This is a genomic window from Pseudohaemophilus paraphrohaemolyticus, assembly GCF_003253115.1.
Lineage (GTDB): Bacteria > Pseudomonadota > Gammaproteobacteria > Enterobacterales > Pasteurellaceae > Haemophilus_A > Haemophilus_A paraphrohaemolyticus_A.
In genome coordinates, this window is sequence record NZ_QEQF01000008.1 from 1 (window position 1) to 20,909 (window position 20,909).

The 20,909-nt window shown below is 42.8% G+C and carries 18 protein-coding genes and 3 tRNA genes; 7 read left to right on the forward strand and 14 right to left on the reverse strand.

From position 1 onward, the window contains the following. Positions 1-312: 312 nt before the first annotated feature. Together murI and asnA are read right to left on the reverse strand one after the other, a co-directional pair. Positions 313-1,107, reverse strand: coding sequence for a glutamate racemase (murI, locus tag DPV92_RS07735; RefSeq protein WP_111354379.1), 795 nt, complete (start codon positions 1,105-1,107; stop codon positions 313-315). Between the two features lie 104 nt (positions 1,108-1,211). Continuing rightward, a complete protein-coding gene (asnA, locus tag DPV92_RS07740) occupies positions 1,212-2,204 on the reverse strand; it encodes an aspartate--ammonia ligase (protein ID WP_111354380.1) in 993 nt (330 codons plus the stop codon). A gap of 190 nt (positions 2,205-2,394) precedes the next feature. On the opposite strand from asnA, the gene asnC reads away from it, so the two are divergent. Continuing rightward, the gene (asnC, locus tag DPV92_RS07745; RefSeq protein WP_111354381.1) at positions 2,395-2,859 is read left to right on the forward strand and encodes a transcriptional regulator AsnC; all 465 of its coding nucleotides are present in this window, start codon (positions 2,395-2,397) and stop codon (positions 2,857-2,859) included. 57 nt (positions 2,860-2,916) lie between these two features. Here the strand turns inward: asnC and trkA are convergent, their stop codons facing one another. The 3 genes from trkA to selB form a co-directional block, all read right to left on the reverse strand. Continuing rightward, positions 2,917-4,293 carry a Trk system potassium transporter TrkA gene (gene trkA / locus DPV92_RS07750; protein ID WP_111354382.1) on the reverse strand — a complete coding sequence of 459 codons (1,377 nt, stop codon included), beginning with the start codon at positions 4,291-4,293 and terminating at the stop codon, positions 2,917-2,919. 95 nt (positions 4,294-4,388) lie between these two features. Further along, a complete protein-coding gene (gene rsmB / locus DPV92_RS07755) occupies positions 4,389-5,687 on the reverse strand; it encodes a 16S rRNA (cytosine(967)-C(5))-methyltransferase RsmB (protein ID WP_111354444.1) in 1,299 nt (432 codons plus the stop codon). Between the two features lie 50 nt (positions 5,688-5,737). After that, complete coding sequence (gene selB / locus DPV92_RS07760; protein WP_111354383.1) at positions 5,738-7,606, reverse strand: selenocysteine-specific translation elongation factor; 1,869 nt, start codon at positions 7,604-7,606, stop codon at positions 5,738-5,740. 121 nt (positions 7,607-7,727) lie between these two features. Here selB and proS point away from each other — a divergent pair, with 121 nt between their 5' ends. The 5 genes from proS to glmS all read left to right on the forward strand — a co-directional run bounded on the left by proS (position 7,728) and on the right by glmS (position 13,949). After that, a complete protein-coding gene (gene proS, locus DPV92_RS07765) occupies positions 7,728-9,443 on the forward strand; it encodes a proline--tRNA ligase (RefSeq protein WP_111354384.1) in 1,716 nt (571 codons plus the stop codon). A 56-nt stretch (positions 9,444-9,499) separates the two neighbouring features. Continuing rightward, the gene (locus tag DPV92_RS07770) at positions 9,500-10,132 is read left to right on the forward strand and encodes a hypothetical protein (RefSeq protein WP_111354385.1); all 633 of its coding nucleotides are present in this window, start codon (positions 9,500-9,502) and stop codon (positions 10,130-10,132) included. Positions 10,133-10,134: 2 nt separating this feature from the next. After that, positions 10,135-10,827, forward strand: coding sequence for a hypothetical protein (locus DPV92_RS07775; protein ID WP_225791976.1), 693 nt, complete (start codon positions 10,135-10,137; stop codon positions 10,825-10,827). Positions 10,828-11,104: 277 nt separating this feature from the next. Beyond that, entirely contained in the window at positions 11,105-11,869 is a 765-nt protein-coding gene (locus DPV92_RS07780; protein ID WP_111354387.1) for a DeoR/GlpR family DNA-binding transcription regulator, read from the forward strand. Between the two features lie 259 nt (positions 11,870-12,128). Further along, on the forward strand, positions 12,129-13,949 hold the full coding sequence (gene glmS / locus DPV92_RS07785) for a glutamine--fructose-6-phosphate transaminase (isomerizing) (protein WP_111354388.1): 1,821 nt from the start codon (positions 12,129-12,131) through the stop codon (positions 13,947-13,949). A 73-nt stretch (positions 13,950-14,022) separates the two neighbouring features. Here glmS and DPV92_RS07790 read toward each other — a convergent pair whose 3' ends face one another. After that, on the reverse strand, positions 14,023-14,202 hold the full coding sequence (locus DPV92_RS07790; RefSeq protein WP_404810745.1) for a glycine zipper 2TM domain-containing protein: 180 nt from the start codon (positions 14,200-14,202) through the stop codon (positions 14,023-14,025). 181 nt (positions 14,203-14,383) lie between these two features. On the opposite strand from DPV92_RS07790, the gene recG reads away from it, so the two are divergent. After that, positions 14,384-16,465, forward strand: a complete 2,082-nt coding sequence (gene recG, locus DPV92_RS07795) for an ATP-dependent DNA helicase RecG (RefSeq protein WP_111354445.1) — start codon at positions 14,384-14,386, stop codon at positions 16,463-16,465. A gap of 70 nt (positions 16,466-16,535) precedes the next feature. On the opposite strand, the gene DPV92_RS07800 is transcribed toward recG, so the two are convergent. The 8 genes from DPV92_RS07800 to trmD form a co-directional block, all read right to left on the reverse strand. Beyond that, on the reverse strand, positions 16,536-17,531 hold the full coding sequence (locus DPV92_RS07800; protein ID WP_111354390.1) for a DNA polymerase III subunit delta': 996 nt from the start codon (positions 17,529-17,531) through the stop codon (positions 16,536-16,538). Next, complete coding sequence (gene tmk, locus DPV92_RS07805) at positions 17,528-18,157, reverse strand: dTMP kinase (protein ID WP_111354446.1); 630 nt, start codon at positions 18,155-18,157, stop codon at positions 17,528-17,530. Before tmk ends, DPV92_RS07800 begins: the two co-directional genes overlap by 4 nt. Then, complete coding sequence (gene mltG / locus DPV92_RS07810) at positions 18,157-19,200, reverse strand: endolytic transglycosylase MltG (RefSeq protein ID WP_111354391.1); 1,044 nt, start codon at positions 19,198-19,200, stop codon at positions 18,157-18,159. The genes tmk and mltG overlap by 1 nt, the downstream gene beginning before the upstream one ends. Before the next feature lie 104 nt (positions 19,201-19,304). Continuing rightward, positions 19,305-19,380: transfer RNA gene (locus DPV92_RS07815), tRNA-Lys, on the reverse strand. Between the two features lie 19 nt (positions 19,381-19,399). Continuing rightward, positions 19,400-19,475: transfer RNA gene (locus DPV92_RS07820), tRNA-Lys, on the reverse strand. 23 nt (positions 19,476-19,498) lie between these two features. Beyond that, positions 19,499-19,574: transfer RNA gene (locus DPV92_RS07825), tRNA-Lys, on the reverse strand. A gap of 172 nt (positions 19,575-19,746) precedes the next feature. Further along, a complete protein-coding gene (gene rplS, locus DPV92_RS07830) occupies positions 19,747-20,097 on the reverse strand; it encodes a 50S ribosomal protein L19 (RefSeq protein WP_005706147.1) in 351 nt (116 codons plus the stop codon). Between the two features lie 27 nt (positions 20,098-20,124). Continuing rightward, complete coding sequence (gene trmD, locus DPV92_RS07835; RefSeq protein ID WP_111354392.1) at positions 20,125-20,880, reverse strand: tRNA (guanosine(37)-N1)-methyltransferase TrmD; 756 nt, start codon at positions 20,878-20,880, stop codon at positions 20,125-20,127. Between the last annotated feature and the right edge of the window lie 29 nt (positions 20,881-20,909).

Below are 20,909 nucleotides of genomic sequence, written 5' to 3' on the forward strand. Positions count from 1 at the left end.
ATTTAATTTAAAGGTAAAAATGAATTTCTAGTTAGCACTTTTATCAAGACTTCAAAATTAAAATATTTTAACTAAGTCAATCAACAAGTGCCCACACAGATTGTCTGATAAGTTGTTAAAGAACAAAAAGAAACGACGCACTGCATATCAATTTAAATCATTCACAACAGTGCGTCGTTGTGTGGGGTGCATTATAGAGAAAAATAAAACTCGTGCAAGCACTTTTTACAAAAAATTTTAAAAAATTTACCGCTTGTTGAAACTTTATGCAAAAAGTATGAATAACCATCCATTTTTGCTGTTTTTCTAGCGTTAAATCTCAATCATATTCAAGCTTTCAAAACCCCACTGTTTTAAAATTTTCTCACGTTCGGCAAAATCATCGGTCAATTTTGTGCAGAATGCCTGATTTTTTGCATTCTGTTTACCATTAAAATCCGATTTTTCGGCAATTAACGACTTCACTCGTTTCGCAATTGCTTCACCCGAATCCACAAAAAACTTCACGTTTGGCAAAATCTGCTGCAATTCTGCTTTCAAGAATGGAAAATGCGTACAGCCCAAAATCACCGTATCCAATTTTGAATGCACTTTCCACTCTTTCACGCAATCAGCCAGAGCATCTACATCAACTTTGCCATTCAATAATTTTTCTTCGGCGAGTTCCACAATTTTTGTCTGCCCAATCTTCTCTACAATACACTCCGAAGCATATTTCTGAATCAAATCCAATACATAAGGACGTTTGATCGTTCCCACCGTCGCCAATAGACCGATCGTTTTCGTCTCAGATATTGTCGCCGCAGGCTTTATCGCAGGCACGGTTCCCACAATTGGGAAAGTAAAATTTGCTCGCAAAGCAGGCAATACCACTGTGCTTGCGGTGTTACACGCTACCACCACCAAATCAAGCGGTTGTTTTTCTGCAATCTTTTGCACAATGTTGACCGCTTGTGTAATCAATTCCTGCTCCGATTTTTCCGAATACGGGAATAAGGCATTATCAAAGCAATATAAATAGTGAGCATTCGGTAAGGCTTTTCGCACCTCATCATAAATCGTCAAGCCACCAATGCCCGAATCATATAAGAGAATAGTCGGTTTCATATTTTTTACTCAATAAATTCCCGCAAATGCTACTCTCTTCTCCCTTTTCGTTCAAGAAAAACAAAACCCCAAACATTCGTCTGGGGTTTCATTTCTCTTATTGATTAAAGGATGTTTTGATATTTCTCTAACATCGCTTGTGGCCATACACTTGATTGCACTTCGCCAATATGTTGTTTACGAAGTAAGAACATTGCCAAGCGAGATTGACCAATACCACCACCGATGGTTAAAGGTAATTTACCCGCAAGCAACTCTTTGTGCCAATCCATCTCTAAACGATCTTGGTCTCCCGTAATTTCCACTTGTAAGCGTAACGCTTTTTCGTCTACGCGAATACCCATTGAAGAAAGCTCAAAGGCTGTGCCTAACTGATCGTTCCATACCAAAATATCGCCGTTTAAACCTTTGTAGCCGTTTTCTGATTCTGTTGTCCAGTCATCGTAGTCTGGCGCACGACCATCGTGCGGTTTACCATCTGATAATTTACCACCAATACCAATCAAGAATACTGCACCATACTCTTTACAAATCGCATTTTCACGCTCTTTGCCCGATAAATCTGGGTAACGTTTCACTAAATCTTCGCTATGAATAAAAGTAATCTTTTTTGGTAAAATGGATGGAATATCAAAACGAGCTTCCACGGCTAATTCGGTTAAACGAATTGCCTTGTAAATCTCGTTTACCGTTTCTTTTAAGTAATCAAAGTTGCGGTGACCTGCTGGGATTACCTTTTCCCAGTCCCACTGATCCACATAAACAGAGTGAGTTGGATCGAGTGAGTCTTCATCTGGACGAAGTGCTTTCATATGCACAAACAAACCTTCTCCTTCTTGGAAACCAAAACGTCCGAGCGTATGGCGTTTCCATTTCGCTAATGAATGTACCACCTCAAAAGTTGCATCGGGAATACATTTCACATTTACTTGCACCGCTTTTTCGATCCCTGATAAGTTGTCTTGCATCCCATTACCCACTTGGCTCAAAATCGGGCCTTGCACCTCAATCACGCCTAATTTATCGATTAAATATTGTGTAAACGTGTTTTTTACAAAGCTAATTTCGTTTTGTTGCAAAATAAATGATTTTTTCATCTGTTTCCTACCTTTTTCTATAAAATTTTGATGTTGTTTAACGGAATGGCATTCAATTTAAAGGAATTCTTAAAAAACTCAATCTTTTTTAGATAAAATTATAATAAATTAAAAATAAGATTAGATAGAATTTAATAATCTATGCTAAATTTTAAATATCATTTAACAAATTGTAAATTGTGAGGAAATTTTGACCGCTTTCAAACAACCCATAGACCAGCTCGATCAACAAATTTTACGTGCCTTAGTTAAAGATGCCAAAACGCCCTATACCGAAATCGCCAAGCAATCGGGCGTGAGTGCCGCAACTATCCACGTTCGCGTGGAAAAAATGCGACAATCTGGCGTGATCGAAGCGACACAACTCAAAATCAACGAACGCAAACTTGGCTACGATGTCTGCTGTTTTATCGGCATCATCCTCAAATCGGCAAAAGATTACGAAAAAGTGATCGCCAAACTTAACGACTTCCCCGAAGTGGTTGAAGCCTACTACACCACGGGCAATTACTCCATTTTCATCAAAGTAATGACCCACACCATCGAAGAGCTACACCAAGTGCTTGCAGGAAAAATCCAAAGCGTTGATGAGATTCAATCGACAGAAACACTTATCTCGATGCAGAATCCGATTTTACGAGGAATTTCTCCTTAATAAGGAATAACCAAAAGAAAACCGACCGCTTGGTCGGTGTTTTTATGCCTAAAATTGCTATAAGAAAAACGAGCTTACTTGGAACAATTTTTCAATTTCACTCACGTGTTTTTTATCGTTTACGAACAAAATCACGCGGTCTTCGGCTTGTATTTCAGTGGATTTGTGGGCAATCATCACCTGATTATTTCGCACAATTGCCCCAACAATAGCCCCTTGCGGAAGCTTAAGCTCTCGTACTTTTCTCCCTACCACTTTGGAAGACTCCTCATCACCGTGGGCGACCACTTCAATCCCTTCAGCTAAACCTTGTTTGAGCGAAACCACTTTCACAATATCGCCTTTGCGAACATAGCTAGACAGGGCAGAAATAGTCGATTGCTGTGGTGACATCGCAATATCAATCGTTCCGCCTTGAATTAAGTGCAAATAAGACATCCGTTGCACCAACACAATCGCTTTTTTCGCCCCTAAACGTTTTGCCAACAGTGCCGCCATAATATTTGCTTCGTCATCACTCGTCAGGGCAAGAAACAAGTCAATATTTTCGATGTGTTCTTCAAACAACAATTCCTGATCCGAGGCATCGCCTTGCAATACCAACGTTTTTTCTAATTTAGCAGAGAGCATTTCCGCTTTTTCGCGGTTACGCTCAATGATTTTCACGCTGCACTGATTTTCCAAATCCTTCGCCAAACCCAAACCGATTGTTCCACCCCCCACAATCATCACCCGCTTATGCGGACGTTCTAAGCGTTGCAATTCGCTCATAATCGCCTTGATGTTTTGAGTTTCGCAGATAAAAAAGACCTCATCGCCTGCTTCAATAATGGTTGAGCCTTGTGGCACAATGGCACGATCTTGCCGGAAAATTGCCACAATGCGAGCATCAATATAAGGCAGATGATCGTGCAAAGCGGAAATTGGATAGCCCACCAAAGGACCGCCATAATAAGCTTTTGCACTCACTAGGCTGACCAGATCATCGGCAAAATGTGCCACTTGCAATGTCCCAGGATAGTTAATCAGACGTAAAATATCCTTTTGCACCAACAATTCAGGTGCAATCACGTGGTCAATCGGTAAATTATCGTTGCCAAACAGATTTTCACGCTCACGCACATAATCGCTATTGCGAATACGCACAATTTTAGTCGGTACTTTAAACAAACTATAAGCGACTTGGCTGGCGATCATGTTGATTTCATCACTATCGGTTACCGCCACCAGCATATCTGCATCGTTCGCTCCCGCCTGCCGCAAAATACGAGGCGACGCCCCATTGCCTTTTAGCACGCGTAGATCGTGCTTTTCCTGCAACTTATCAAGCAGTTCTTGTCGCTCATCAATCAGCGTGATATCGTTTTCGTCATTGGAAAGTGAAGCAGCCAGCGTCGAGCCCACCTGCCCTGCTCCGAGGATGATTATTTTCATAATGATTTTTTATTTTTATTGTATTACCCTCATTTGCGTAGGGGGTATCCCCGTCCCTACACAAAACAAGATTGCTACGAATTATATTGTTCTTATCAACCCACTTTTTTCAACTTCGCATAAAAGAACCCATCCCCTCCATTGAGTTGCGGGAAGAATTGTTTTTCAGTCACTTTTTCACCGTGGAAATCCATCTCCACCGCTTCAGCATCTATATGATTTTCAAGGAAACGTTGGATTTGCAAGCTGTTCTCTTCGGACAAAATCGAGCAAGTCGCATAAAGCAAAGTGCCATTCGGTTTTAATCTCACCCAAAGTGTCTCTAAAATCTTGGCTTGTAAATTGACAAGCTCGGCAATATCCGTCTCTTTGCGAAGCCATTTTATATCAGGATGGCGGCGAATCACGCCCGTTGCAGAACAAGGCGCATCCAGCAAAATACGGTTGAACATCACGCCTTCTTCAAGCCACGTATCTGGCTGGCTCGCATCGCCACAAATCACCGTCGCAGTTTGATTAAGGCGAGCTAAATTCTCACGCACACGTTTTAAGCGATTTTCTTCAATATCCAACGCAAAAACGACCGCTTGTGGGGCTTTTTCGAGAATATGCGTAGTTTTGCCACCAGGAGCGGCACAGGCATCTAAAATCATCTCATTATTTTGAGCATCCAACAATTCCGCCGACCATTGAGCATGAGCATCTTGCACCGTTGCCCAGCCCTGTTCAAAGTTTGGCAATTGGTTCACCGATACAGGATGTTCAAGCAGAATCGCATAATCAGGCACGCAAGCGGTCGAGTTTTCGGTTTGATTTGCTAACTCGCCCAACAAAGCCACATAATCTTTGGGCTGAATATGTTGTTGGTTAACACGAAGCCACATCGGTGGGCGTTGGTTGTTCGCCTCCACAATTTCACGCCAATGTGGATAGGCTTTTTTGATTTTATTCACGAACCATTCTGGGTGTAGCGTCTGCCAATGCTTATCTACAATGGCTAAAATCTGCTCTTGCTCACGCAGGAAACGACGCAACACGCCGTTGGTTAACGCACGGAAGCTGTCGAGTTTCAACGTTTTAGCCGCATTCACTACTTCATCGACCGCGGCATGGGATGGAATTCGCATATAAAGTAGTTGATACAACCCAACCAACAGCAGGCAATGCACCAAGCGAGTTTTACCCTTGAGCGGTTTTGCCACTAATTGCTTGATGATACTTTCCAAACGAGGCAACACACGACAGATGCCAAAGGTAATCTCTTGCACCAGCGGTAAATCTTTTGGCTCAAGCTGATGTTGAGCTTCAGGGATGAGGGTAGAAAGCGATTTCCCCTGATCCAACACCTCTAAAATAATTTGTGCGGCAACCGCACGAGGGGATCTTTTTTTCATCATATATTTTTCTAAGAAAATTCCCCTCTTTAGCAAAGAGGGGAGTAATATTAAAAACTCTCCGCATCCCTCAACAGATGCACATTCCCTTTACGACGGAGGAAACCTGTGCGATCAAAATACTCCATCAACTGCACCGTAAGTTTGCGTCCATATTGCAATTCATCGCGTAATTGATTAACAGAAATCTCACCGTGGGTTTGCACAAATGCTTTAATCCAGCTTGCGAATTGTTGGATTTGTTCAGCAAATAAGAAGCGATCTTTGACAATTGGCACGGCATAGCCCAGTTTTCCTGCTTTGTAGAGCAAGTTTCGCGTATCCGTTTCATCCAGGTTGAGTTCGGTAGCAATTTCGCGCACCCAGAGGGCTTGATTAGTTGCTTCAAAAAGCGGTCGAATTTGTTGCCAAATTTGCAGTTCTCTATCGGAAAACTCAATGCGATGCTCAGGCAAATGCACCCAACCGCGCGTTTGAGCTAGCACGCCTTCTGCTACTAATTCATTCAGCCATTGCAACGCCAAACCTTCAGGCTGTTCAAGTACTGCCATTCGATAAAGGCGAGCTTTCGAAAGCCCTAGTTGGTCTTGATGGTTGGCATGATATTCCGTTAGTTTCTCGACCATTCTTTGCTGGATTTGTTGCTTAAATTTGCAGGAGAAAATCCACTTATCATAAACTATCGCATCTGTATTTTCAGGTAATTGGCTAGCAAAACGCTGTTCTGCCCAAAGCAAGAAATCCAACGTCAAAGCACGATTTTGCAACATCAACGCCAGACGAGCAGTAAAATCATCGCAAGCGGTTGTTTTTGCCAATTCATTGACAAAAGAAAGACGAGCTTCACTACGTTTGTAGCGTTTAGGCGAATGAATCTCCAACACCTCCGCACTGCCAAGCGTTTGTCGGTCATCGCCACTACGAATAATCAATCTGTCGTTTACCGCAATGTGCAACGGCTCATCTAGCAAAATTTCTGCAAAATAATCACCATTTTCAACCGCTTGTTTGGTGTTCAGCAAGCTCACTTTGCCTGTTACGTGCGAGGCAAAATGGTAAAGATGGGCGACGGTGCTCTCTTTTAACGGCTGAATCACGTTGAGCCGCACGGTGATGCGATCGGTCGCAAAATGCGGAGCGAGTTCGGTAATCCAATCGCCACGCTGCACCTGCTCTTTTTCCACGTTCGCAATGTTGAGCGCCAAGCGCTGCCCCGCCAAGCCGATTTCCGACGGGCTATTTTGGGCATGAATGCCTTTTACGCGCACTTTTTGATCGCTTGTGAGGTAAAATTCATCGCCGATTTTAACCTGCCCCGCTACTGCCGTACCTGTCACTACCAAGCCTGCGCCCTTCACGTTGAACACGCGGTCAATCGCATAGCGGAATGGTTTATCGGTCGCACTTTTGGCTTGCTCATTTAGCATAATCAGATGATTTTTTAACGCTTCGATGCCTTGCCCTGTGTGAGCGGAAGTCACAAAAACAGGTGCTTCCACCAAGAACGGATAATGGTTTTGAATGGTGTAAATCAGTTGTTCGATTCGGCTTGCTTTCGCCCGATCCGCTTTGGTAATCACCAACATAATGTGCGAAAAACGGAGCAATTTCAGAATTTCAAGATGCTCTTCGGTCTGCGGTTTAATGCCCTCTTCGGCTGAGACCGCCAGCAAGGCGTGCTGAATACCGCCCACGCCTGCAAGCATATTCGACAAAAAGCGTTGGTGCCCTGGCACGTCGATAAAGCCAAGAATGTCGTGCTTGCCATGTGGGGTTTCAATTGGCAGATAAGCGTAGCCCAAATCAATGGTCAGCCCACGTTTTTTTTCTTCAGGTAAGTGAGCCGTGTTTGTGCCTGTTAAGGCTTGCAATAGTGCGGTTTTGCCGTGATCAACGTGACCTGCGGTAACAACAATCATCTTATTCCCTTGCTGAATTTCTGTATTTATTGTGGGCAATCATACCACACCCCGCCTTTTTACGCTAAAATAGCTCCATTTTTGTAGATAAATTTATTTACCATTTTTAATAGGAAAAACAATGCGTACAAGTCAATATCTCTTTTCCACGCTCAAAGAAACCCCAAATGATGCTCAAGTGGTGAGCCATCAGTTAATGCTCCGTGCAGGGATGATTCGCCCGATGGCATCAGGTTTATATAACTGGTTGCCGACGGGGATTCGTGTGTTGAAGAAAGTGGAAAACATCATTCGCGAAGAGATGAACAAAGGCGGGGCGATCGAGGTATTAATGCCTGTGGTGCAACCTGCGGAATTATGGGAAGAGTCTGGTCGTTGGGATCAATATGGTCCTGAGCTTCTTCGTTTTGAAGACCGCGGAAACCGTAACTTTGTGTTAGGTCCAACTCACGAAGAAGTGATTACAGATTTAGTCCGCCGTGAAGTTTCTTCATATAAACAGCTTCCACTTAACTTATACCAAATTCAAACTAAATTCCGTGATGAAGTGCGCCCTCGTTTTGGTGTAATGCGTTCGCGTGAATTTATTATGAAAGATGCGTACTCATTTCACACAACACAAGAAAGTTTGCAAGAAACCTATGATGTGATGTACCAAGTGTACAGTAACATTTTTAACCGTTTAGGCTTAGATTTCCGTGCGGTACAGGCGGATACAGGGTCTATTGGTGGTTCAGCTTCGCACGAGTTCCAAGTGTTAGCTTCAAGCGGTGAAGATGATGTTGTATTCTCAACAGAATCAGATTTTGCAGCGAATATTGAGCTTGCAGAAGCGGTGGCTATCGGTGAGCGTCAAGCACCAACGGCAGAAATGATCTTAGTAGATACGCCAAATGCGAAAACGATCAATGAACTTGTAGAGCAATTCAGCTTGCCAATCGAGAAAACAATAAAAACCTTGATTGTGAAAGGATCTAATGAAAATCAACCGCTTGTTGCCTTGATTATTCGTGGCGACCACGAATTAAACGAAATCAAAGCACAAAAACATCCATTAGTGGCAGATCCGCTTGAGTTTGCGGACGAAACTGAAATTAAAGCAAAAATTGGTGCGAGCGTGGGATCATTAGGCGCGGTAAATCTTAATATTCCTGCAATTATTGACCGCACTGTGGCGTTAATGTCTGATTTTAGTTGTGGTGCGAATATCGATGGAAAACATTACTTCAATGTGAACTGGGAACGCGATGTTGCAATGCCAGAAGTTTTTGATTTACGCAACGTAGTTGAAGGCGATCCAAGTCCAGATGGTAAAGGTACTCTTCAAATCAAACGTGGTATTGAAGTGGGACATATTTTCCAACTTGGTAAAAAATACTCTGAAGCAATGAAAGCAACTGTTCAAGGCGAAGATGGTAAACCTCTTGTGATGACAATGGGTTGTTATGGTATCGGCGTAACTCGTGTGGTGGCTTCAGCGATTGAGCAGCACCACGACGACCGAGGTATCATCTGGCCTTCAGATGAAATTGCACCATTCACCGTGGCAATCGTGCCAATGAATATGCACAAATCTGAAACCGTGCAAAAATACGCTGAAGAACTTTACCGCACTTTACAATCACAAGGCGTAGATGTGATTTTTGATGATCGTAAAGAACGCCCAGGCGTGATGTTCGCCGATATGGAACTCATTGGTGTACCGCATATGGTTGTAATCGGTGAGAAAAACCTAGAGAACGGTGAAATTGAATATAAGAACCGTCGCACTGGGGAAAAACAGATGATTGCGAAAGAGCAGTTGTTAGGGTTTTTGAAAGAAAATGTGAAGGCGTAATATATTTAACGGCTAGGCTTTGCCTAGTCGTTTTTTTATTCAAAGAAGGGAGATACATGAAAAATAGATGGAAAACACTGATGCTTGCAATACTGCTTATAGGATGTGCAACAAAAGAAATCATCAATCCTCAAGAATATGACGCAACAAAACATGCCCGTATCCGAATCTTTAATATAGGAAAAGATGGCGAAATCAATATAAAAATCATGGATTGTGAAAAAGATAAGAGAGGAATACATCTTCGCCCTACTGGATGGTTTGGCGGTGGGCAACATCGAATAGGTATGACTCAAACCGAGGACTCAGATATCGCCCAGAAGGAAAATTATACGTTTAGAGAATACGTCATTCCTACGGATAAAATAATCAATCTCACCCCATCGCATCAAATCAGTAAAACTGTTTGCCGCGTTGCGGGAAAACCTTGCCAGACCGAAACAACACAATTATGTCAGTACGGTCCAATTGCGGGCTATGATACTATTCGAAAATTTCTGATAAAAACCATTACTTTGGGTACCACCGATGGAGGAGAACACCGAGATAATCGTGCATCATTTATCCCTAAAGCCGGGCATCAATATGAAATTAAGCCAATGGGGTGCTCAGTTGTTTTGAAAGATATTACTGAGGAAAACATCACAAACGTTTCACTTTCCCCATACTATAAATGTCCCACAAAATAACAATGAAAAAACTTTATCTTATTTTAATTTGCTTGCTCACGAGTTGCGTTACCCATATTAACAAGCCCATAAAAACCACAGAAAAAATTTATGCCTTTATGATTGAAAAAAATAAAATTTATCTGATAGGTGAGCAGTCGGACTATCTTTTACAAAATCAAGATGTTGAAGCAATGCAACATTTCTTGACTAGCCCTTATGCAAAACAAACACTCTTTTTTACAATGAAATTAGATAGCCTTGATAATGAGGTCACTGGCGAATACACCGTTTATTTAGACGAAAGCAAATATAGTAAAGAAGAAAAAGAGCAGTTGCAAAAGCAATATTGGTTTAATCCTATTAGCCATATTCATTCTGATTTCTTATCAGCAGTAAAACTTAGAAATCCGAACTGGAAAGCTAATCAGCCAGCACTAAAACGGCAATACCGAGCATTTGGAAAGCGAATTCGCTTTAATAATAGAGATGAAATTATCAGTAAATTTTCAATGCCTGAACCAATCGAAATTTCTTTAGTGCGAAGAACATCACATAAAGAAGTTATAGCCGATGATATCGCCTTAGAACTGACAACTATAACGTTATTTACGCCTGTTTATGTAGCTTATACAACATTAACTACTGCATTTGTTGTACCCATTGCAGTAACACAAGGTATTATTTATATTTTAAATAAACAATCTAAGAAGTAACCTACAAAAAACCGACCAATCGACCGGTTTTCTTTTTAATTTTGCAATTATGCAAACACTACTTCAACGTCAATTAGGAAGGTAATGCGGCAATGTCAGCAATGTTCGACTTACTCAATATAGTGGAGCGTTTTTGAAAAAGAGTGTGAAGGCGTAATATTCTTTGAATGTAAAAACAATGGCTAGGTAACCCCCTAGCCATTTTTATGCTTGCAAGCGGTCAAAATTTCATTATAATTCGACAAGTTTTGAAACGAAACTTTATGGTTTAAAAACTATGTCAAAACGAAACACCCAACAACGCCGTCAGCTGATCGTTTCGATGCTGATAGAACAAAATGAATTAAGCGTGGATTATCTCGCTCAATTTTTTGAAACCTCAGAAGTGACTATCCGTAAAGATTTACGCGTATTAGAAGAAGGCGGTTTCTTGCTTCGCCGTTATGGTGGGGCGATAAAAATACCATCGGAGATGATAGAAGAAGAGAACAACGATGAGCAACTTTCGAAACAAAAGTTAGCCATTGCCAAAGCCGCACGCGATATAATTGCTGATCATAACCGCATTATTATCGACAGCGGCAGCACGACAGGCGCGCTCGTCAAAGCCTTGAACCAGAAAGGGTTGGTCATTATGACAAACTCCCTTTCGCTTGCCAATGAGCTAACCACCTTAGAATGTGAGCCTACAGTGCTCATGACTGGTGGTACTTGGGATGCTCGCTCGGAATCCTTTCAAGGTAAAATAGCAGAGAACTCCTTGCGTTCTTACGATTTCGACCAGCTTTTTATCGGTGCTGATGGCTTAGATTTAGAGCGTGGCACAACGACTTTCAACGAATTAGTTGGCTTAAGCCAAGTCATGGCGGAAGTGAGCCGTGAAGTGATTGTATTGATTGAATCACAAAAGATCGGAAGAAAAATGCCCAATGTGGAACTTAATTGGGCGAAGATTGACAAAATCATCACTGATAGCCAATTAAGTTACGAAACGAAAGTTTTGATTGAACAAAACGGCGTAGAAGTGATTGTGGCGAAGTAGTACTTATTTTATCTTGTATTTTCTCCGTTAATTACTACTGCCAAATCTCCCCTACTCCTCTTTGCTAAAGAGGGGAGCCTATTCAAACGTAAAACTAATATCGAAACACTTTTAGATAAGTGAATATCTCAAGTGATATTAAAATATCTTCGATATCCCCCCTCTTTAGCAAAGAGGAGTAGGGGAGATTTGGCAGAAGAAAAAACGGAGAAATCTATAAATTTAAACTCAAATTAAACAAACATTAGGAAACAAATTTATGTGTGGAATTGTCGGTGCGGTAGCACAACGTGATATAGCAGCAATTTTAGTCGATGGATTACACCGCTTAGAATATCGTGGTTACGATTCAGCGGGCGTTGCCGTATTAGGTACAGACAAACAAATGAACATTTTGCGCCGTGTGGGTAAAGTAAAAGCCTTAGACGATGCGTTAGAAGCTAAACCATTATTAGGCGGCACAGGGATCGCACACACCCGCTGGGCAACCCACGGTGAACCAAGTGAAACTAATGCACACCCGCACCGTTCAGGCAAAATTGCGGTAGTCCATAACGGCATTATCGAAAACTACGAGGAATTACGCGCAGAATTACAAGCGCGCGGTTATGTGTTCCAATCGCAAACCGACACTGAAGTTATCGCTCACTTGGTTGAATGGGAATTCCGCACGTCAAATTCTTTATTAGACGCAGTGCAAAAAACCGTGAAACAACTTCGAGGTGCATACGGTACCGTAGTATTAAATGAAGAAGAACCAGAGCATTTAATCGTGGCACGTTCAGGTTCTCCGTTAGTTATCGGTTACGGCATTGGTGAAAACTTCCTAGCTTCTGATCCGCTTGCGTTATTAAGCGTAACCCGCCGTTTCGCTTACTTAGAAGAAGGCGACGTGGCGGAAATTACCCGCACTTCAGTTGATATTTACGACCGTGAAGGCAATAAAGTTGAACGTGAAATTTACGAAGGCAACTTCGAACAAGATGCAGCAGACAAAGGCCCATACCGTCACTATATGCAGAAAGAAATCTTCGAGCAACCTGTAGCAATTATGAACACATTAGACGGTCGCATCAAAGAGGGCAAAGTGAATTTAGAAGCCATTGCACCAAATGCGGCAGAGATTTTATCAAAAGTAGAACACATTCAAATCGTCGCTTGCGGTACGTCTTACAACGCTGGTATGGTAGCACGTTACTGGTTAGAATCGATCGCAGGCGTGGCGTGTGATGTGGAAATTGCCTCTGAATTCCGCTACCGCAAATTTGTAACGCGTGCAAATAGCTTGCTGGTAACCATCTCACAATCAGGTGAAACTGCAGATACTTTAGCAGCATTACGCTTGGCGAAAGAGTCGGGCTTTATGGCGGCAATGACCATCTGTAACGTGGCAACCTCTTCATTAGTTCGCGAATCAGATTTCGCCTTTATGACTCGTGCGGGCGTGGAAGTGGGCGTAGCTTCAACCAAAGCTTTCACAACCCAATTAACCTGTTTATTACTTTTAACGGCGGCATTAGGTCGCTTAAAAGGCAATGTTTCAGCGGAGCAAGAAGCGGATATCGTTCACGCATTACAACGTTTGCCAGCGTTAATTGAGGCAGCATTAACGCACGAAAAAGAGATCGAAAAACTTTCTGAAGACTTTGCAGATAAACAACACAGCTTATTCTTAGGTCGTGGCGAATTCTACCCAATCGCAATGGAATCTGCGTTGAAATTAAAAGAGATTTCATACATTCACGCCGAAGCCTATGCCGCGGGCGAATTAAAACACGGACCGCTAGCATTAATCGACAGCGAAATGCCAGTGATTGTAGTTGCCCCTGAAAATGATTTGCTCGAAAAAGTGAAATCAAACATTGAAGAAGTGAAAGCACGTGGCGGTCAATTATTCATCTTCGCCGACCACGATACAGGTTTGGGCTACAAAACGTTAGTGTTCCCGAAAGTGGACGAAGTCACTGCACCAATTTTCTACACCGTACCACTGCAACTACTTTCTTACCATGTTGCACTGATTAAAGGTACTGATGTGGATCAGCCGCGTAATTTAGCGAAGTCTGTGACAGTTGAGTAATCTGGAAGAATAAAAAAGCGGTCATTTTCCTTATGCAATTTGCAAAATACGTGGCGAAAATGACCGCTTTACATTACTTAATTTGGCTCCCAATCACACCACCTAAGGCGGCTCCACCTAAGGTTGCACCTGTTGATTCGCCAATGACGTGTCCTGCGACACCACCAATTGCCGCACCAATCGCCGTATTGCGTTGTTGTTTATTTAGATTACCACAAGCAGCAATGCCCATCACTAAACTTAACACAAACATTTTAGAGATTAATTTCATTTTGTATTCCTTATCAATCTGCGTGAAATTACGCATTTATTAAGATGAACAACCGAGAAATAAGTTCTTAAAAAGTACAAATTTCTGAGAAAGTTTGTATAAATTTCCAGTCTTATTTATAATTCCACTCTATCAAGCGGTTATTTTTAACAACATTTTTGCAATGAATACTCAACTTTTAGACGGTGTGCCACTCACGAGCCTTTCGGGCGTGGGGGCTGCTATCGCGGAAAAACTTAGTCGAATTGGTATCAACAATGTGCAAGATCTGCTCTTCCATCTACCGATGCGGTATGAGGATCGTACGCGGATTACACCGATTGCCGATATTCGCCCCGAGAGTTTTGCCACTATTGAAGGCTATGTGCAGCATACAGAAGTGCAGTTTGGTCGTCGTCCAATTTTATCGGTTACTCTTTCGGATGGTACGAGCAAGGTTATGCTCAAGTTCTTCAATTTTAATGCAGGAATGAAAAATAGCCTTGCCGTGGGAGTGCGGGTGAAAGCCTTTGGCGAAATCAAACGTGGGCGTTATATGGCAGAGATTCATCACCCCGAATATCAAATTATTCGCAATAATCAACCGCTTGCATTGGCGGAAACACTCACGCCAATTTACTCCACCACCGAAGGTTTAAAGCAAGCCTCGCTACGCAAAATGACCGAGCAAGCCTTGGCGGTATTGCAGAATGTGCAAGTTGCTGAACTCTTGCCTGAGCAATACAACCCGCATCAATATAGCTTGAAAGAAGCGTTGGCGTTATTGCATCGTCCACCGTCAAGTGTATCAGCAGAGGTATTGGAAAAAGGCGAACATCCTGCTCAGAAGAGGTTGATTTTTGAGGAACTTTTGGCACACAACCTTGCGATGCAACAGCTTCGCTTGGGCATAAAACAGCAATATGCAGAACCATTAAGTTATAAAACCGATTTGAAACAACGCTTTTTAGCTAGCCTGCCATTCCAACCAACCAACGCTCAAAAACGCGTTACCGAAGATATTGAGCACGATTTGGCTCAACCATCGCCGATGATGCGTTTGGTGCAAGGTGATGTAGGCTCGGGTAAAACGTTAGTGGCTGCCCTTGCTGCTTTGGCTGCGATTGATAACGGCAAACAGGTTGCCTTGATGGCACCGACGGAAATTCTGGCTGAACAGCACGCCAATAATTTCGCCAATTGGTTTCGTCCGTTTGGGATTGAGGTCGGCTGGCTGGCGGGAAAAGTGAAAGGTAAAGCGAGGAATACCCAGCTGGAAGTGATCAAAAATGGTGATGTGCAGATGATTATTGGCACGCACGCCCTGTTCCAAGAAAGCGTAGAATTTAATGACTTGGCGTTGATTATTATCGATGAGCAACACCGTTTTGGTGTGCATCAACGTTTGACGTTACGCGAAAAAGGTGCAAAAGCCGATCACTATCCACATCAACTGATTATGACAGCAACGCCAATTCCAAGAACACTGGCGATGACGGTCTATGCGGATTTGGATACCTCAATCATTGACGAACTCCCACCAGGGCGAACACCGATTACCACGGTGGTAGTATCGGAAGATCGTCGTCCTGAAATTGTACAGCGGGTTTATCAAGCCTGCAAAAATGAGAAACGCCAAGCCTATTGGGTTTGCACGCTTATTGATGAGTCGGAAGTGTTAGAAGCTCAAGCTGCGGCAGCCATTGCTGAAGATTTGCAACGTGCCTTGCCTGATTTGCGGATTGGTTTGGTGCATGGGCGAATGAAACCACAAGAAAAACAAGAAATAATGGCGGAATTTAAAGCGGCAAATATTGATTTACTAGTTGCCACCACCGTGATTGAAGTGGGCGTGGACGTGCCAAATGCAAGCCTAATGATTATCGAAAACTCGGAGCGTTTAGGCTTAGCACAGCTGCACCAACTACGTGGACGCGTTGGTCGTGGGGCTACCGCTTCGCACTGTGTGCTGATGTATAAACCACCGCTAGGCAAAATTTCCAGCAAACGCCTGCAAGTGATGAGAGATAGTCAAGACGGCTTTTACATTGCAGAGAAAGATTTGGAAATTCGTGGAACAGGCGAAATTCTCGGTACAAAACAAACTGGTTCGGCGGAATTTAAAGTGGCAAATTTAATGCGTGATCGCAAAATGATTCCGCTCGTCCAACGCTACGCCAAGCAAATTATTGTGGAAAATCCACCGCTTGCAGAGGCGTTGATTAAACGCTGGTTGAATGAAAAGGCGGAATATACGAATGCGTAATTAAATTTCGCATTACTATAGCCCTTACTATACCTTTCAAGGCTATCTTCCACGAAATTGGTGTTGAATGTTAAAACACCTCCAACACCAATCTCGTTAAACCATTCGCCAACATCAATTCAACATTTACTGCATTGATTTCATTAATGTTTTTTTCAGTCTCAAACAAGATATCGTAACCTTTGAGAAGTTGTTGAGCGGAAAGAGCATCACTAAATAGCCAGATGCCTTTATCTAAATCGTGATTTACCCAGCCTGTAGTCATACCCATTTTGGCTTTGAGTGCATCGCTGAAAAAGCTTTGCAACCATTCCAGTGGCATCTGTACTTGCTCTTTTTCAAACTGGCTGAGTAGCAAAAACGGATCGCGGTTTTTGTAGAAACGCCAGAAGGTTTGCAAAAAGGTTTTGCGGGCAGACAAGCGGTCGTTTTCTAGAAATGTTTTGCAAATTAACGGGCGACCGTGACATAAACGCAAGGCGGTTTCGATGTCGGCTTCGCTAAATTGCGGGCAGTGTATTTGTAGCCATTGCAAGGCGATGGGCGCTTCGGGAGCATGCAGCACCCAGGTTTGGCAACGGCTTTGGATAGTTGCCATCATTGGGGCTTGCAAATCAGTTTCCAGCAAGAAATAAACGCCGTCGTGCGGTTCTTCCAAGGTTTTTAGCAAAGCATTGCAACTCGCTTCAGTCAATCGTTCCGCTTGGCGAATATACACCACCACGTTGCCTTCTTGTTGGGAGAAACGTTGCAAAGTCGCTAGCACTTCACGCACCTGATCGACACCAATATCTCTGTTTTCAATCGGTTCAAGCAGATGAAAATCGGGATGGTTACCGCTTTGTACCAATAAACAACTTTTACATTGATGGCAAGGCTCATTGCCATTTTTATTCTGGCAAAGCAACCAATGGGCAAAATGGCGAATCAATACCTCACAGCCCAGCCCCGCTTCGGTTTTGAACAATAAGGCGTGATGCCCTCGCCCTTGGCTGAAAGGCTGGGTGATGTACGAATAAATCGCTTGCTGCCACGGGTAGAGTGACTGAAGAGAAATCACGGTCATTTTGCTTTTTTCACGAAATTTTCGACCGCTTGTTTGATGTCGGCAGTCACATTCTCTAATGGTTGCTCGGCATCAATAATTACCGCTTTGTCGTTGTTTTGGGTGAGTTCCAAATAGCGTTGATGCGTGCGATAGAAGAAATCTAAACTCTGTTGTTCAATACGATCCAACTCACCACGACCACGCACGCGTTCAAGCCCTACAGCAGGATCAATGTCCAAATAGATCGTTAAATCTGGCTCAAAATCGCCCAACACGGTACGTTTTAGATTATCTAAAATTTTGCGATCAATCTGGCGACCTCCACCCTGATACGCTTGCGATGACATATCGTGGCGATCACCCAGCACCCATTTTCCTTCTGCAAGGGCAGGTTTGATCACATTTTCTACCAACTGAACACGTGCCGCATAAAGCATCAATAATTCTGCTTTGTCGCAAATCGGCTCTTCTAAGTCGTACTTAATCAAATGGCGTAATTTTTCCGCTAATGGCGTGCCGCCTGGCTCGCGGGTTAATACCACATCTTTAATACCTAATTCTTCCAATTTTGCTAATACAGCTTGATGAGCAGTGGATTTTCCCGCTCCTTCTAAGCCTTCTAGCACGATAAATTTACCCCGTATCATTTTGTTCCTTCCGTTGTTTGTTTACGCTCACGCTCAATTTTACGCCATTCTTTCACCGCTTGGTTATGCTCATTCAGCGAACGGCTAAATTTATGTCCGCCCGTACCATCGGCAACAAAGAAAAAGTAAGGCGTGCTATCAGGCTGCGAAACCGCTTTTAATGCATCTTCGCTTGGCATTGCAATTGGTGTTGGTGGTAAGCCATTGATGATGTAGGTGTTGTAAGGCGTCGCTTCCTGCAAATCTTTTTTGTAGATTTTACCATTATAACGCTCGCCCAGGCCGTAAATCACTGTTGGATCGGTTTCTAATTTCCATCCTTGTTTGAGGCGATTCACAAATACTGAAGCCACTTGCGGACGTTCATTTGCCACGCCCGTCTCTTTTTCTACGATAGAGGCTAAAACCAGCATCTCATATGGGTTTGCAAGCGGTAGATTTTCTGCTCGATTTTGCCAAGCTTCATCTAAGGCTTTTTGTTGCTTGTGGTAAGCACGTTTAAGGAGGTCAAAATCGCTCGAGTAAGGCACGTAATTGTATGTGTCAGGCGAAATCCAGCCCTCTAATTTCTCGTGAGAAAGCCCAAGCATTTTGGCAATTTCGGCTTCACTTTTACCCATTAAAGTTTGCTCTAAATAGCTAGCGTTGGCTAATTGCTCGCGGAAAGTGTTGAAAGTTTTGCCCTCAATAAACTTCACATTGAGCTGTACTTCTTTACCCGAATTAAGATGTTTGAGCAAATCTTCGACGGTTTTTAAATTATTCAGCGAATATACGCCTGCTTTAAAACGAGAGAGCTCAGGATTGAGGCGAATCAGATAAGGCAAAAGAGCAACGTCATCGTGTTGCACAATGCCTTGCTCTTCCAGCTGTTTTGCCAATTTTTGGCTTGATGTACCTTTTTCAACAATAAAAAATTGGTCGGAATGAATAGTTAAGGGATGATGGGCAAGATCATTGATTTTTTGGTAGCAATATCCGAACACACAGACGGCAACAATGGCTAGCATGCCAAGTGAAAGTAGTATCTTTTTTCGCATAATTTAAAATGAATTTATAATCGGCTTGAAATTTTACTATAACCTATCCTAAAAATAGAAATGAAATTAGCAGATTTAATTTATAAAAAAGAGAATTTTTTAGATGGTGGGTCGTGAAGGATTCGAACCTTCGACCAACGGATTAAAAGTCCGCTGCTCTACCGACTGAGCTAACGACCCAAAAGGATATGTTCTAAAGTGGTGGGTCGTGAAGGATTCGAACCTTCGACCAACGGATTAAAAGTCCGCTGCTCTACCGACTGAGCTAACGACCCTTTAGAGAGTTGAGCAGTTTAAGTGGTGGGTCGTGAAGGATTCGAACCTTCGACCAACGGATTAAAAGTCCGCTGCTCTACCGACTGAGCTAACGACCCTTAATACTGCGTAACGGATGCATATATTACTTGTTTTTTTAACAAGATCAAGATTTTTTTTGGGAATTACGGTTGATTGTATGCTTTGTAGGCTATTTGACGAAAAACAAAACCTTTAAAATAAAAACCTTGGGTTTCCCCAAGATTTTTAAATTTCGCATTAAGCGATGGATTACGCACCCAAACGCTCTTTGATACGTGCAGATTTACCTGAACGCTCACGTAAGTAGTAAAGTTTAGCTTTACGTACCGCACCTTTACGTTTAACAGCAATGCTATCAATTGCAGGTGAGTGAGTTTGGAATACACGTTCAACACCTACGCCATTTGAAATTTTACGTAGAGTGAATGCAGAGTGCAAGCCACGGTTACGAATTGCAATAACCACGCCTTCGAACGCTTGCAAACGTTTTTTACTACCTTCTACTACCCATACCTTAACTTCTAATGTGTCACCTGGACGGAAGCTAGGTACGTTTTGTTTTAATTGTTCTGTTTCAAGTTGTTTGATGATGTTACTCATTTTAAAAACCTTTTCTAAATCCTAGAATTAACTGATTTTGTGTCGTTGCTTGATTTGTCGCAACAACTTCTGTTGTTCGTCAGTCAGAGCTAGGCTATCCAATAGCTCAGGGCGTCGTAACCACGTTCTCTCAAGCGATTGTTCCAACCGCCATTTGCGAATGTTTTCGTGGTGTCCCGACATCAGCACTTCTGGGACAGGCAAGCCATCTAATTCTTCAGGGCGGGTGTAATGTGGGCAATCGAGTAATCCTTCAGCGAAGGAATCTTCCAAAGCAGAAGCCTGTTTGCCTAACACACCTGGCACGAATCTCGCAACAGCATCAATCAATGTCATTGCAGGCAATTCACCACCAGTGAGAACGTAATCGCCGATTGACCATTCCTCATCAACTTCGGTTTGAATCAACCTTTCATCAACCCCTTCATATCGTCCACAGATTAAAATCAATTTCTGATTTGAAGCCAGCGTTTGCACGCCTTGTTGATCAAGTTTACGCCCTTGCGGAGAAAGATAAATCACTTTCGCCGCCACACCGCCTTCTTTTACTGCTGCGGCTTTCGCTGCGTGAATCGCATCACGAAGCGGCTGCACCATCATCAACATTCCCGGCCCACCGCCATAAGGTCGGTCGTCTACGGTTTTATGTTTATCATGAGTGAAATCACGCGGATTCCAACACTGCACCTGTAAAAGATTTTGTTTTACTGCTCTACCTGTAACCCCAAAATCGGTAATTGCTTTAAACATTTCGGGGAAAAGTGAAATAATACCAATCCACATCGTCAATCCCTCAACATTTTTGCTTATTT